Annotated in this window: 12 protein-coding genes; 3 read left to right on the top strand and 9 right to left on the bottom strand. The window is 45.9% G+C overall.

What is annotated here, in order from left to right:
* The first annotated feature begins 90 nt into the window (after positions 1-90).
* The 3 genes from AC58PV_RS14585 to AC58PV_RS14575 are packed head-to-tail and all read left to right on the top strand — an operon-like array spanning position 91 to position 4,679.
* Positions 91-2,331 (top strand): EAL domain-containing protein, encoded by a 2,241-nt coding sequence (locus tag AC58PV_RS14585; protein ID WP_497432948.1) that lies wholly within the window; start codon positions 91-93, stop codon positions 2,329-2,331.
* Positions 2,332-2,338: 7 nt separating this feature from the next.
* On the top strand, positions 2,339-3,985 hold the full coding sequence (locus tag AC58PV_RS14580; RefSeq protein WP_497432947.1) for a thiamine pyrophosphate-binding protein: 1,647 nt from the start codon (positions 2,339-2,341) through the stop codon (positions 3,983-3,985).
* A 31-nt stretch (positions 3,986-4,016) separates the two neighbouring features.
* Positions 4,017-4,679 (top strand): hypothetical protein, encoded by a 663-nt coding sequence (locus AC58PV_RS14575; protein WP_497432946.1) that lies wholly within the window; start codon positions 4,017-4,019, stop codon positions 4,677-4,679.
* Positions 4,680-4,758: 79 nt separating this feature from the next.
* On the opposite strand, the gene AC58PV_RS14570 is transcribed toward AC58PV_RS14575, so the two are convergent.
* The 9 genes from AC58PV_RS14570 to AC58PV_RS14530 form a co-directional block, all read right to left on the bottom strand.
* Entirely contained in the window at positions 4,759-5,703 is a 945-nt protein-coding gene (locus tag AC58PV_RS14570; protein WP_497432945.1) for an ABC transporter permease, read from the bottom strand.
* The gene (locus tag AC58PV_RS14565; RefSeq protein WP_497432944.1) at positions 5,696-6,628 is read right to left on the bottom strand and encodes an ABC transporter ATP-binding protein; all 933 of its coding nucleotides are present in this window, start codon (positions 6,626-6,628) and stop codon (positions 5,696-5,698) included. The genes AC58PV_RS14570 and AC58PV_RS14565 overlap by 8 nt, the downstream gene beginning before the upstream one ends.
* Positions 6,629-6,648: 20 nt before the next feature.
* Entirely contained in the window at positions 6,649-7,728 is a 1,080-nt protein-coding gene (locus tag AC58PV_RS14560) for a DUF4097 family beta strand repeat-containing protein (protein ID WP_497432943.1), read from the bottom strand.
* Between the two features lie 2 nt (positions 7,729-7,730).
* Positions 7,731-8,474, bottom strand: coding sequence for a hypothetical protein (locus AC58PV_RS14555; RefSeq protein ID WP_497432942.1), 744 nt, complete (start codon positions 8,472-8,474; stop codon positions 7,731-7,733).
* Entirely contained in the window at positions 8,475-9,188 is a 714-nt protein-coding gene (locus AC58PV_RS14550) for an ABC transporter ATP-binding protein (RefSeq protein ID WP_497432941.1), read from the bottom strand. It abuts the gene before it with no gap.
* 3 nt (positions 9,189-9,191) lie between these two features.
* Positions 9,192-9,569: a GntR family transcriptional regulator gene (locus AC58PV_RS14545; protein WP_497432940.1), complete on the bottom strand. Its 378-nt coding sequence runs from the start codon at positions 9,567-9,569 to the stop codon at positions 9,192-9,194.
* A 639-nt stretch (positions 9,570-10,208) separates the two neighbouring features.
* Positions 10,209-12,083: a carbohydrate-binding domain-containing protein gene (locus AC58PV_RS14540; protein ID WP_497432939.1), complete on the bottom strand. Its 1,875-nt coding sequence runs from the start codon at positions 12,081-12,083 to the stop codon at positions 10,209-10,211.
* A 31-nt stretch (positions 12,084-12,114) separates the two neighbouring features.
* Positions 12,115-12,795, bottom strand: coding sequence for a DUF4956 domain-containing protein (locus AC58PV_RS14535; RefSeq protein WP_497432938.1), 681 nt, complete (start codon positions 12,793-12,795; stop codon positions 12,115-12,117).
* Positions 12,792-13,529, bottom strand: a complete 738-nt coding sequence (locus AC58PV_RS14530) for a polyphosphate polymerase domain-containing protein (RefSeq protein ID WP_497432937.1) — start codon at positions 13,527-13,529, stop codon at positions 12,792-12,794. The genes AC58PV_RS14535 and AC58PV_RS14530 overlap by 4 nt, the downstream gene beginning before the upstream one ends.
* Positions 13,530-13,696: the final 167 nt, after the last annotated feature.

The following is a 13,696-nucleotide window of genomic DNA, read 5'->3' as shown; positions in this document are numbered from 1 at the left end:
ATAATGAAATAGAAACGTTTTATAATGGGGTTACTCTAGATTTTTCAACTATAATTTGTTGCAATTTCATAGTAGTGAAGGGGGATTGCTTTGACCAACGTATCTTTAATCTCGGAGTCTAAAAAGAGATGTGAAAAGCTAGGGATTAATCCACGGGGGACTCCCACCTTTTCTAACTTTTTATCACAAGTCGATTTGAATCTAAAGCGGGCTGAATACGAAGAAATATTATCCGTTATTAATTTTTTTGTTCATAAGATGTTAGAGCTCATGAAAGGGATACCCGTCCTGATCTTAATCACTGATGAGAATGGCTGCATTCTGGAAATGGCCGGCGATGAAGCGATTAAGAGTGTGATTGAGCAATCGGGCATCAAAGTTGGTCTCGTCTTCAACGAACATGAAGCGGGAACGAACTGCGTTAATTTAGTTTTGGAACATCGTCAACCCATTCAACTAATTGGGAACGAGCACTATTACGAATTTTTGGGAGCTTCTGCCTGTTATACCGTACCCTTCAAATATACAGATGTCAACAACTTGCTCGGGACGATATCGATCATGACAGCGATTGATCAGCATAATCCATTTCTATTGGCGATGCTGTGCACAGTCGTAGATTCGATCGAAAGAGAATTAATGCTGAAAAAGCAAAATAGCCGACTGCACATTTTGAATCAGGTGGTTATCGAAACAACAAGAAACGGCATTATTATTACTGATCGGGATGGAATCATTACCGAATTTAATAAGTTTGCGGAAATTTTAACCGGTTCCAAAAAGCAGGATGTCATTAATAAACCTATTCCCGATGCCAAAACAAATGATTTCATTAAAGAGGTCCTACAAACAGGAAAACAATACGAAGATATGGAATTGATTCTTCCCCCTCAGAAGGGGCAAGACGAGCTGGTTTGCCTGTTCGACGCCTTTCCTATCCGGGATGAAAATATGCAGATCATGGGTGCATTTGCGCAGTTTAGGGATATCACAGAACGTTATCATACGCAAAAACAGATCAATTATTTGGCCTATCATGATGATTTAACTGGTTTACCGAATCGAAGATTTTTCACCCGGCATATTGATGAATTGCTGAAAAGCGGGGTAGAAGAACAAAGTATCTTTGCCGTCATGTTTCTCGATTTGGACAGCTTCAAGAAGATTAATGACACGCTGGGTCATAACAACGGTGACGCATTGTTGAAGCTAGTTGCCGAGCGTCTCAAAACTTGCTGCCATGCTCCTAATCAATTGGTATCAAGAATGGGTGGGGACGAATTCACAATCCTCATGCAAGAGATAACGGATCATATGGAAGCCATTCATGTTGCGGAAGTGATTATTAAAGCGTTCGAGAAACCATTTGCAGTGGACGGCTATGAGTTCTATATAACAGCTAGTATCGGTATTGCCTTCTATCCGCAAGATGGCAAGGATGGCGAGATGCTGATGAAGAACGCTGACATCGCTCTTTACCGTATGAAAGAAGACGGAAAGAACAGTTATACCATCTTCGAACCTAGCCCGAACAGCAGCGGTATTGAACGGCTTACATTGGAGAATTCGATCCGCAAGGCATTGCGCTTAGAGGAATTCGTGTTATATTACCAGCCCCAAATCGATATTCTGACAGGGCGAATTATTGGTACCGAGGCTCTCGTTCGCTGGAATCATCCAACTCTCGGCTTGGTCCCTCCAGCTAAGTTCATCCCGATCGCCGAAGAAACAGGACTCATTGTCCCCCTTGGGGAATGGGTGCTTAGAACCGCTTGCATTCAACATCAAATATGGAAAGAAAAAGGATATGCTCCTATGAGCGTATCGGTCAATCTTTCTTCCCGCCAATTCTCGAAGCAGAATTTGGTAAAGACCATTACTGAGATTTTACTCGAAACCAATATAGATCCCCAATACCTAGAGCTCGAAATTACAGAGTCGATGACGATGAATGTTGAAGTCGCGATTGAGGTACTCGGAAAACTGAAGGAATTAGGTATACAAATTTGCATCGACGACTTTGGGACAGGCTACAGCAATCTCTACTATTTAAAATTGTTCTCCATTGATCGGTTAAAGATTGATCAATCCTTTGTCAGGGATATTATGACGGATTCGAATGACGCAGATATTGTAGCTACAATAATTGCTATGGCTCATAACCTTGGCATTGATGTGATCGCAGAAGGTGTAGAAACGAAGGAACAATTGGATTTTCTGCGTAGTCAGAACTGCCATGAAGTACAAGGTTTTTATTATCATCCACCTCTACCTGTAGAACAAATTGAGCAGTTGTTGATGAAGACAATGGAAATCGATACCAAATTGTAAAGGTGATATGATGAAAAAGAGAGTATATACATTATTAGTCGAGCATTTTAAAAATTGGGGTATTTCTCACGTATTCGGCATTCCGGGGAAGTCCATATCTCCGCTGATGCTGGAACTCGAAAATTATGGGATCGAGTATGTGCTAGGGCGCCACGAAGCTGGCTGCGGGTTTGAAGCATCTGGGTATGCTCTGGCGAAAAAAACGATGGGAATCGCGATTGGCACTTCCGGACCTGGAGGAACGAATCTAATTCCAGGTGCGGGGCATGCCAAAGAGTTCCAGTTACCTGTATTATTTATCACGGGACAGCCTTCAATGCAAGAGACTGGACGTGCTTTAAGTCAGGATTCAAGCCAGTTTTCAGTAGATTTGGTTAAAATGTTCGAACCTGTAACCTTATTTAGTGCTCGCGTCGAGCGAGCTGATCTTCTTCACCTATACCTTAAACATGCCTTGGAAAAAGCCTACACAGGTGAAAAAGGTCCAGTTCATCTTTGTATTCCATTTGATGTGCTGATGGAGGAAGTGGATTCCTTCTACTTACCTTTGCCAGACCACATTTCACCACTTGTATCCCCTGATATCGATAAAGCCATCTCCCTAATCAATGAAGCTAAGAGACCTGTCCTCTTTCTGGGCAAAGGCGCCGTCGCGGCTGAAACATACAGCCAAGTGCGGATTATTGCCGAACATTGGGGGATTCCTGTCGTAACTTCAACGGGTGGGAAAGGGGCATTTTCCACTAACCATCCCTTATACTTGGGCGGATATGGCCTCGGCGGTTCCAAATATGCGACAGAATATATGGAATCCGGCATTGACTTGATGATCGTTGTTGGCAGCAAATTGTGCGACATGTCCTTGTCTGGATTTACAGCTGACATGGAGCCAGAGAAGGTATTGCAATTTGAATATGACATTACGTTCGCAGGTAAAACCATTCAAGCACCGACGCAAGTCATCCTAGGCGATATCGAATACAACCTGAATCAACTCATTTTGCAAAGCGGAGCATCCCTCCAAGAGCATGAAGTGCTAACAGCTCGCGCACAAGTGGCAGCAACGACCGCTCCAACGGAATCCGCATTGTCAGCGGGGGCAGCGTTCAGAAGTTTGCGGTCTGTGCTTCCGAAAGAGGCGGTTATCTTCGGGGATGCTGGGAGTCATTCTTTCCATGCTGTACAAAATTTCGAAATCATCGAGCCTGGGACATTCTATTTAGCTGAAATGTTCATAACCATGGGGGCAGCGATCGGCTTTTCGATCGGCGCGAAAATTGGCATGCCCGAACGCCCTGTCGTCTGTGTAACCGGCGACGGCTGCATGATGATGCACGGCACAGAAATATCCACAGCAGTTAACCATGGGATTCCGGTTATTTTCTTTGTTTTGAATAACGGTCGGTTAGATATGGTAGAAAAGGGTATGTCTTATAACACGGGACGATCCGTTGGCGCTATCTATGAGCGGCCGCTGGATGTTAGCTTATTTGCCCAATCTATGGGAGCAGTGGCGTTCCGCTGTGAGAATGAAGCTGACGTTAAGAACGCAGTTCAGTTAGCTTTGCAGTCCAATACAGCTACGGTCATCGAGGTAATGGTTGATCCGCTAGAAATTCCGCCTATTCTTACTAGATTACTTAGTTTGGATTAAACTTACGAAGTGAAGAAAAGAGGATAGTACGATGTCGAAGATAGCGGTCATGGACAGCCACTTGGCCTCCCATCGCGAAATTCTAACAGGTCATAAGATTAGAGAAATTATCGAAATCGTTTATCGCATTAGCTTAGATGACATCTCCGCTAAAGGTGAAGGCAGTATCCTAGCCTTATACCCGCTCGAAATCATGAAGCATATGAGGCAATCACTTGGAATAGACCTTGCCTCTACGGATCACGATTCTGAAATCATGTCTATGACGAAGGTAGAAGCTATGGACAGATATCTGTTATCCTATGGACCTGCGATAACAGGAGCGGAGATTCGAACTCTAGTCAATGATATTTTCGGTGTTAATCTAACAGCACTCGCTACTTTGGATAATCCTAGGTTATCCATTTTTTCGAAAGGTCAATGGATTTTACAAGACCCTACGGATATCTTAAGTCTCACGACTGGAAAAGGCGATATTGAGGTAACTATCAGCGCTACCGATTATTATAAGAACACAATAGGATTCTATCAGTTTCCCCCCGAACTTCATGACTTCTTAGTCGCACTAGGTTTTTCTTATCATGTAGAGATGGCAAATTACCATTATTCAAACCCAACAGGTCAATCTATTCCAGAAGCTTTCAAAGGACAATTAATCGGGAAGCTTGTAACCTTTATAAAAGACTATTATTAAGATCGTGACGCCGCTATCATTTAGGCTGATTACGTTAAAGAGGCACCCAGCGGGTGCCTCTTCATTCATTATCAACTTTTTACGCAGCCACATCTCTCTTCGTAAATACAAGCCACGCGGTTAGATTAAACAGGATGAAATAGATACTCAACACGATAATCGAGAATTCAAGTGTCATTCCTGGCTGATACGGGCGGCCACTCAAGTACTGAGACAGATCAATATTAGAGAACAACAGGTATTTACTCCACTCGTAACGTTGTAAAAGCTCCAAGAAGATCGTCCCAGCAAATAGAGCAAAAATGGAGAATCCAATCGCCATGATACTGCTGCGGAAAGCAGAAGAAATCATGAAAGCCATCGTGACGAAAATAATCGTAGACACGCCATTCAGCAGATATGTTTTCCACAGGTTAGCAATCATGCTCTTCTCCACAATCTGGCCTGCTGCATCCACGGTCACTAGGGGCAGATCAATCAACCCGAATTTATATAGAATCCCGTTTACTAGAATAGACACAACGAACAAAATCACTAACAGGAACAAACCGAACGCAATCATGGAGATATATTTAGACACTAGAATTTTCGTGCGATTCGCGGGTCGGATCAACAGCAGCTTAATGGTTCCTGTCGTGAATTCGCCAGCCAAGCTGTCCCCTGCCACAATAACAGTGAACAATGTGATTAGGATAATCATATGCGCTGAATCGTTAATCCCGCTCCACATGGTCCCCCCTTCCGGGTGAATATTATGCTCGAGATGGTAGTCGTACCTGGCAATCTGTTTTTCGATGCTGGCTTTGCTCTCCGCACTCCGTTTCGGCTCCTTCAGCGCATCTGCGAGCTCTTGCTTCTGCTCAATTACGTGATCCCGCCACGCATCGACCTCTCCCGATTTGTCATCATAATACCAATCCATGAAACTGCCTAAGAAAACGGCGCCAATCATGATGGCGACCATAATCCATGTACGTACACGACGGTAGAGCTTCATATTTTCGTTCAGAAACAAATTAACCAACTTGCTCACCACCCGTCATTTCCAAAAACCGATCTTCTAGTGATTGTCGCAGCACCTGAACACCGTAGATCCGGATATCTCTACGCATGAGATCTGCCAAGATGTCAGGAATGCAGTCTCTCTCTGTCACAACCTCTACGCCTTGGGGAACTAGTTTCACATCTTTCACGCCGGTCCTACCGACAATAGCAGCGTGCACCAGCTCCGCAGGTGTAGCTTCAATCAAGTACGTTTGCGTCCCATCCTGCGAGTCTGCCATGAAATCTTGAATCGTCTTCACATCAACGAGCTTGCCTTGCTGAAGAATAGCAACGCGATCACACATCAATTCCATCTCGCTCAACAAGTGGCTGGAGACGATGACGGTGATCCCTTCGGAACGCGTCAGATGACGCAAGTAATCACGCAACTCACGTATCCCGGCAGGATCTAAGCCATTCGTGGGCTCATCCAGAATGAGCAGTGACGGCCTGTGCAACAGCGCCTGGGCGACACCAAGTCGCTGACGCATGCCCAGCGAATACTTTTTCACCTTATCATGTATCCGCGTCTCCAACTTCACCAGTTTGACCACTTCATCAATGCGTTCCTTCGTCACTCCAGGTACCATCCGTGCATAGTGTATGAGGTTATGATAGCCGCTTAAATACTTATACATTTCCGGGTTCTCAACAATCGCGCCCACATGACGGATTGCTTGCTCGAAGTCATGCTTAATGTTCTTCCCTTTAATTATAATCTCGCCCTGCGTGATGGCCATTAATCCGACCATCATCCGAATCGTTGTCGTCTTCCCTGCACCATTGGGCCCGAGGAATCCGAAGATTTCACCTTGCGGCACATCAAACGTTAGATTATCTATAATGGTTGCTCGCCCGATACGCTTCGTAACCCCGCGCAGACTTACAATAGGTTCACTGCTCATGGATAAGCCTCCTTCTCGATTTAGTTAACTTGAAAAATCATGTCGCCGGACTTCATCTTTGCTACGATCTTTTGTGTCCCTTTACCCAAGACACCGTTCATGCGGGTTCCATATTCGTCGTTGGTTACCTTCTGAATAGGTAAAGGAAGTAGGGATAGAATACGTCCCGCACTCACCGCAGCATCCAATGTATACCCCTCATCTTTGGACATAATGAATGTCGTATTGCCGCCGTTGTTCGATACAACTTGGATGTCACCCTGAATACGATCGAATTTCATATCAGCACCCTGTCCTACAACAGATATAGAGCCCTTCATTTCACGAAAGAACACGGATCCCCGTATCGTATTTCCTGTAACTTTGCCTGTCATATCAGCTAGATCGGTATGGCCCGATTGATGATCGAGGAGCAAATCCCCTTGCGTATGATCCACATTGACAGTACTAGATCGGTTGACGAGATCAACACTCCCCTTAATATCGGCCAGATATAGGCTTCCATAGGAGGATTCTACCTTGAGATCTCCCTGTACATTGACGATTTCCATTAGACCACTTGTAGAAGTTGCTGTAACGTTTCCGTTAATCCCGTTCATTCTCACAGCGCCGTCTTCATTCTGAATCGTCGATGTCATCCCATCGGGGATAGCCAGTACATAATCGATGGATACATAGTCAGGATCAATCGACTTGCCGTTGGCAGTCGTTACGAACGTTAGTTGTCCATTCTGAAGTTCTTGTTCAACCTTCACAGCTTCTCTCCTGCGATTAGCTATCTCTGTATTCGCGGCTGAAACAGTTACCGTATACTTTAACTGAATCGTGGACGTCTCTGAACGTTGCACGGATATTTTTCCCCGCTGGCTTGTTAGCAGCACTTCTTTTATCTCTGGCTTATTGATTTCTGTTAGATGCTGCGCGGTTGCCGTTACAGCTCGCCTCTCGCCCATATAAGCATCTGCCTTCTCGTTATTCACGAATTGCTCACTGAAAGCTTGAAGGGTATCTTCCTTACGAATGGAAACATCCAGAATCGAGAGCAGGAATAGCATCACTACGGAGATGAGAAGAATACTTCTTTTTTGCCGAAAAAACATCCTCACACCTCCACTTCTTTCTCGAAAATGAAACCATTTAGCGTAATTAGTCCTACGCAGAGTAAGCCGAGCACTATAAAGGGGCCCGAATGCAAGAAAGCCATATCTGAATCCTGATGTCCAATCACGATCTCTGGTGTCCATACCAGTAAGTCGGATAACAACGGGCTGATTCGAAGAACTAGCCAAATGATGCCAAAAAACGCGCTGACCATCACAACCCATTTGAACTTAGCCACAAGCTGCCCGCATAGGAACGTGAATTGCACGACGATTAACAAGAACAACATGATGAAAAGGCAGATCCAGTAAGAATTGAGCACTAGACTTATAAGGCTGGGCCCTAGCTCAGACCAATCTTGGCTTGTGCTTACTTCCTCCCACATCACACGGAGTAACAAGCTCGCAAAGCTTGCTGCAATCACGATGGACGTTGCAATCAGAAGGGATAGCACTGCCGCTAGCTTCGCCGTTAGAACTTTCCACCCGCGAATAGGCAAGGAAAGCAGAAGGTAAATCGAGTTTGTTCTCCACTCCACATGGAGTTGATAGTAACCTGTCCCTATCGCCAAGGCGACCAAAAACAAGTAAGGGATAATGAGCACCAGCACCATGGTCGCATCCATTTCGAATTCAGCGCTTTTGTACAAAACGATGATGTGCAGCGCAACAACACCCACTGCGAAAAAGCCGAATAGTGGGAAAATACTTTTCATTTCTTTCCTGAATAGGTTCCAGAGTGCCATCTACCCGTACACCTTCTCCCAAATGTTCTCTAACGAGCAGCCGTACGTCTCGCGCAAATTTTCCGTGGAATCGAATATTGTAACCTGCCCATTCTGCAGAAAAATAACATCATCGAACATGGGCTCAGATTCATTCACCGAGTGGGTTGAAAGCACAATCGTCTGCTCCTCCGATTGGAACTCGCTGATGATGGAGCGGATAATCTTCGCTCGAGACGAAGGGTCGATACCAGAGAACGGCTCGTCCAGTAAGATCAGCGGCACCTTCCGCGACAAAGCGGCAATCAATTTCAATCGTGCTCGCATCCCTTTGGACAGATTCCGAACCTTCTGGTTCTCATTCAGCTCCATTTTGACAAGCATATCCGCCGCTCTCTCTGCCTGCCAATCCTTGTAGAACCCCGATATAAATTGCAGCGTTTCCTTCACCGTCATCCACCCATACAGATTATCAATCTCAGGCAAGTACGCGACATGCTGCTTGTTATGCACATCCGGCTTCCTGCCGCCTACGAGAATCGTACCCGAAGTTGGATAAATGAGACCGGCCATCATCTTGAGCAATGTCGATTTCCCACTCCCGTTAGGCCCAAGCAAACCAACAATCGTACCCTTCTTGACCTGAAGATCGATGCCGCTTATCGCTTTCTTCAACAAATACTTCTTATGAATGCCATTGAGCTCGATCATATACGGATTCTCTTCACTCGACACGGTCTATCCCTCCTTGCGTTCTATATGTAAAGTGTTGCGGAGCATGTACGCCATTTCGTCCGGCTCAATGCCTAATCCGCGCATTTCTTCAATGAACTGATGAACCGCAGCCTGCGCCATTTCGGAACGAATGGATAGCAGCATTGCTGGATCATTCTTGATAAAAGTACCTTGTCCTCGTAACGTTTCCGTCAAACCCACCCGCTCCATCTCTTGGTAAGCTCTCATCACCGTATTGGGATTCACTTGTGATATTTGCGCCCGTTCCTTGTGCGACGGAATTTTTTCACCTGGGGATAGCTCGCCCCTCGCCAATGCTTTCTTGACCTCGTCGACCATCTGCAAATAAATCGGTTTTGGGCTATTAAAATTAAGTTGCACCGTCCTACCCTCCTCTACACCGCAAACCAGTGCACTATTGAACTAGTGCACTATAAGAATATTTGTATCGTTGTGAATTGTCAATGACTTTTTTGGAGGCGTGGATGGACGGGGGCGAGACGGGGACGTTGCGAGTGGTGGGGACACGGGGATGAACGGCATAACACTTCAAGTTTGTAATAACTGGAAAATATACAGTTATTTTCAGGGAATTCGCTCCAAAAGAGATTTAACTGTAAAATATGTAGTTAAAATTACCTATTTGTATGAAATTAGCCAAACTATGCAAAATTAACAGTAGGTTTTCCATCTAATCTTCATTTGATATGAAAATTCGGGAATTTAACTACATAAAATCCATCTATTTGCGTTGAGCTAGTAGATTTACGAACCTTTAAACCACTCACTCAATTACTTAGCAAATCATACTCTACTACTGCTTCTACAATTCCACTTCCACTTCTATCATTAACTTTACTTCTACCTTCGCCTGTGCCGGTTTTCCACCTGTACTTCTACCTTCACCTCACCTTTAAGTATTACAGCAGTCCTTTCCTGTAAAATACACGATAAACAAAAAGCTATCCTCACATAGTTGACCTAGTGAAGATAGCTCTTTAACATAATCATTGGCTCATTCTACTGTGCTGCGCGTTGTGGACGTTGCCCACCACCTTGTGGTGGCATGCCGCCTCCACCTCCGCCTTGTCCGCCAGGGCCACCCATCATCCCGCTTCTAGCGGTGGTTACGCCTGTTTCATTCAACCATGTAATCATGGTTGATGTCTTGAAGTCGACAACTTTCGTTCCGCCTTGGTACGTGCCGCCTTCGAAAAGGCCTTTTGTAGCTGTGCCTGTTGAAGTGCCTCCCGAGCTAAGCGTATACGAAGTGTCCTGCTTCAAGTTCGGTGAACTAACGAACACCGACTGATAGTTCTTCGCTGGCGCAAAGGTGATTAGCGAATTGCCTGCGCTATCTTCAAGATGAACTAGCGCGCCCGCTTGCTGGGTCTTCGTGTACGTCATTAGGACGCCGGCTTGCGTGGACTTGTCGGACGTGGCTTGCACCATGCCGGAGCTTCCCGCGGCAACAAGGAAGCCACCTGTCATAACGAACGTACCGTCATAGTCGAGAGAGCCGTTGTTGTTCTCGATCGGCCCATTGACTACGACCGTCCCACCACTCATCGTGATGGATCCGTTCGAGTCCAACCCGTCGCCCTTCGAGTCGACGGATAGGAAGCCGCCGGTAATCGTCAACATATTGCTGGAATTCGCGCCAGATGCGCCCGGCGCTCCACCGCCGCCGCCAGGCCCTCTACCAGCAGGCGCAGCACCTGCCTGACCACTCGCTCCTGCGCCAGCTTGGCCTGCGCCTGCTCCGCCAGTCGCCGCGCCCGGAGCGCCGCCACCCTCAGCGGACTCAGCGTTGCCGCTGGAGATGTTCACACCGTCGTCCGTAGAGACGACATTGGTTGTACCACCCGAGATCAGCACCGCAGGCGCCTCGATCCCTTCATTGCTTTGCGTGATATCGATGGTACCCCCGGCGATAGCAAGAGATACCTCGGCGTGTATGCCATCATCGCCAGCGTTAATGTGAAGATCTCCACCGCTCACATCAAGCCCGCCGCTGCTATGCAGCGCATCCTCGCCGGATTTGATCGTGAAGGTTCCGCCAGCAAGGCTGATATAACCTTCCTTACCCTCGTTATCGTTCGTCGTTTTGATGCCGTGCCCACCTGCATCCACCGTCAAGGTACCTGCTTGGACAGCAACCAAATCGCGGCCCATCACGCCATCATCAACAGCTTTAACATCCAGCGTGCCCCCCGTGATTTTCAACTTATCCTTGCTGGTAATCCCGTTGTTGTAGTTCCCTTTCACGACCAACTTTCCAGATCCATTAATCGTCAGATCGTCTTTGCTGAAGATCGCCGAATTCGGCTCATCCGTCGCAGCATCCGGATACACATACTTCGTTCCATCAGAAACGATGTTCTCGGTTCCTTCTTGCAAAGAGATGATCGCCTTGCCCGCTTCTTCGACGAAGATGGCGGAAGACGTGCTATTGGAAATGTCCACGCCATTTAACACTAGACGAACAACGCCTTTATCCTTCACGTTGACTGTTATTTGACCATCTGTCAATTCACCACTCACAACATACGTTCCTGCTGCTGTAATCGCAATCTTCCCGTCTTTCGCCTCTGCACCTTTCCCCTCAATCGTTGCACTCGCACCCGTCAAGGCAATCTTCGTCGGATTCGCAGAAGCCCAATCCGTGTAAGCATCATCAGCCGCATACTCAACCTTCTGGATGATATCCGTGGTCACTGCTGTCCCGCTTGCAGCTGTTGAAGCTGTCGCTCCCTTCGTTGCTGCAGTCGTTGCTATTGCCGGTGTAGCCTCCGTAGTCGTTGAAGTTATATCTGTCGTTTCATTGCATGCTGCCAATACAACCGTGCATAATAATAAGGCACCTGCACCCTTCATTTTCAAAGGTTTTTTCATAGAAATCTCTTCCTTTCTCACTTGCCTGATTTTAAAATTCAGCCGCTGTAGGGCTCATCGTTAAGGTGATATCTAAGTTGCCATTTCTGCATCTAATGGCGTCTAAGAACTCTTTTTGACTCGTCAAATGATCAATCGTCACAACGTAAACTAGCTCATACAAGCTGCCTAATTCGGTCGTTCTTACCTTTTTCAATTCATAGGTAATGTCGAACATTTTGAAAACTTCATCAAACGCTTCTTCATATCCCAGACTCTCAGGAATCGTTACTTTCAATAGCTTCTGTGCAGCCTTCTTAGCTCCGAAATTCGTCGCTTTCAGAACAAACATCAATACGCATAGGATAATTGTGAAAAGCACTGCATAACCAAATGATCCCACGCCGCAGGCAAGACCTGCCGCCATCGTGAACAAGACGAACGCAATGTCCTTCGGATCTCCCGGAGCGCTTCGGAATCGGATGATCGAGAATGCTCCTGCAAGACTGAATGCTCTAGCAATGTTGCTGCCGATTAATAGAATAATAATGGCTACGATGACGGGCAGAACAATCATGGTTAACGTGAAGCTTTGAGTGTAATTCGTTTGTGTTTTCATATACGTAACGCTGATTATCGCGCCTAGTACAATGGCCGTTATGATGGTTAATAAAGCATTCATTAATGTTAGTTCTGTACCTGCTGTGACTTGTGCAAAAATGGAATCGATCATAATTGAATCCTCTCCCCCGCTAGTTGTTCATTTCGCATTTTCTTATACTCGTTGCCATATTTCGAAAAGCTTGTTCGAAACATCTCGTGCTCCGACAGCATCCTTGATAGCCAGAGCGGAATCGTTTTTTCCGCCTTCACTTCCATGAGCCATTGCCCGCGGCCCATCAACTGTTCCCCATGATCGCCACTTTCGAGCTTAAGATCATATCGTCTGGAACGGATATTCGTGTCGAATGTGATCCGCAAATCTCGATTATTTTTGCAAAACATCGCAATCCGGTCATACGCCAGATATACCTTCGGCTCCAGATCATATCGGCCTAAGAAATATTTAATCTCTTGGATCACTTGCTTGTTCATGTATGGCTGCAATTCCGGCTCTAGCCCTGTTCGTACAAAATCATACGACTCATTCAGCTTCAGTGCTGTTCTTCTTTTATTCACGAGACCGAATACTTTCTTCTTCAGTTCCAAATATACTTTCGCATCCCCAGCCGGAACTCCGTACGCCCTTATTCGCAGTTTTTCACGGTATTTCGGCTTCGCCAACGAATTTCTTATTAATGAATCATGTTCCGTATCAAAGTAGATGTTACTGATCGAATAGAATTGTTCATTCTTGTTGTACGCGTCCATTTCCATATATTCGAGCAGTCGATTATAAATTGTGTAAAAGGCTTTCGTATCCATCAGATACTTGTTTTCATACCGATTAAATACTTCAATCGCCATTGTGATGCGCCTCCTTCTTATTCATGCTGCGTGTTGTTCTCCGCTTCCATGACTGTATCTTAGCCCTCCAACCTTTAGTGAAACTTAAATGTGAAATGAATTATGTTTTTTTCGTAAATCCGCACAGGTAGTGCTACTATTAAGGTTCACTAAAGGTTCGCATGCCT

The organism is Paenibacillus sp. J22FR83, from assembly GCF_059691955.1.
Note: the sequence above shows the minus strand (reverse complement) of the source record. Positions and strands in the feature narration are given on the sequence as shown.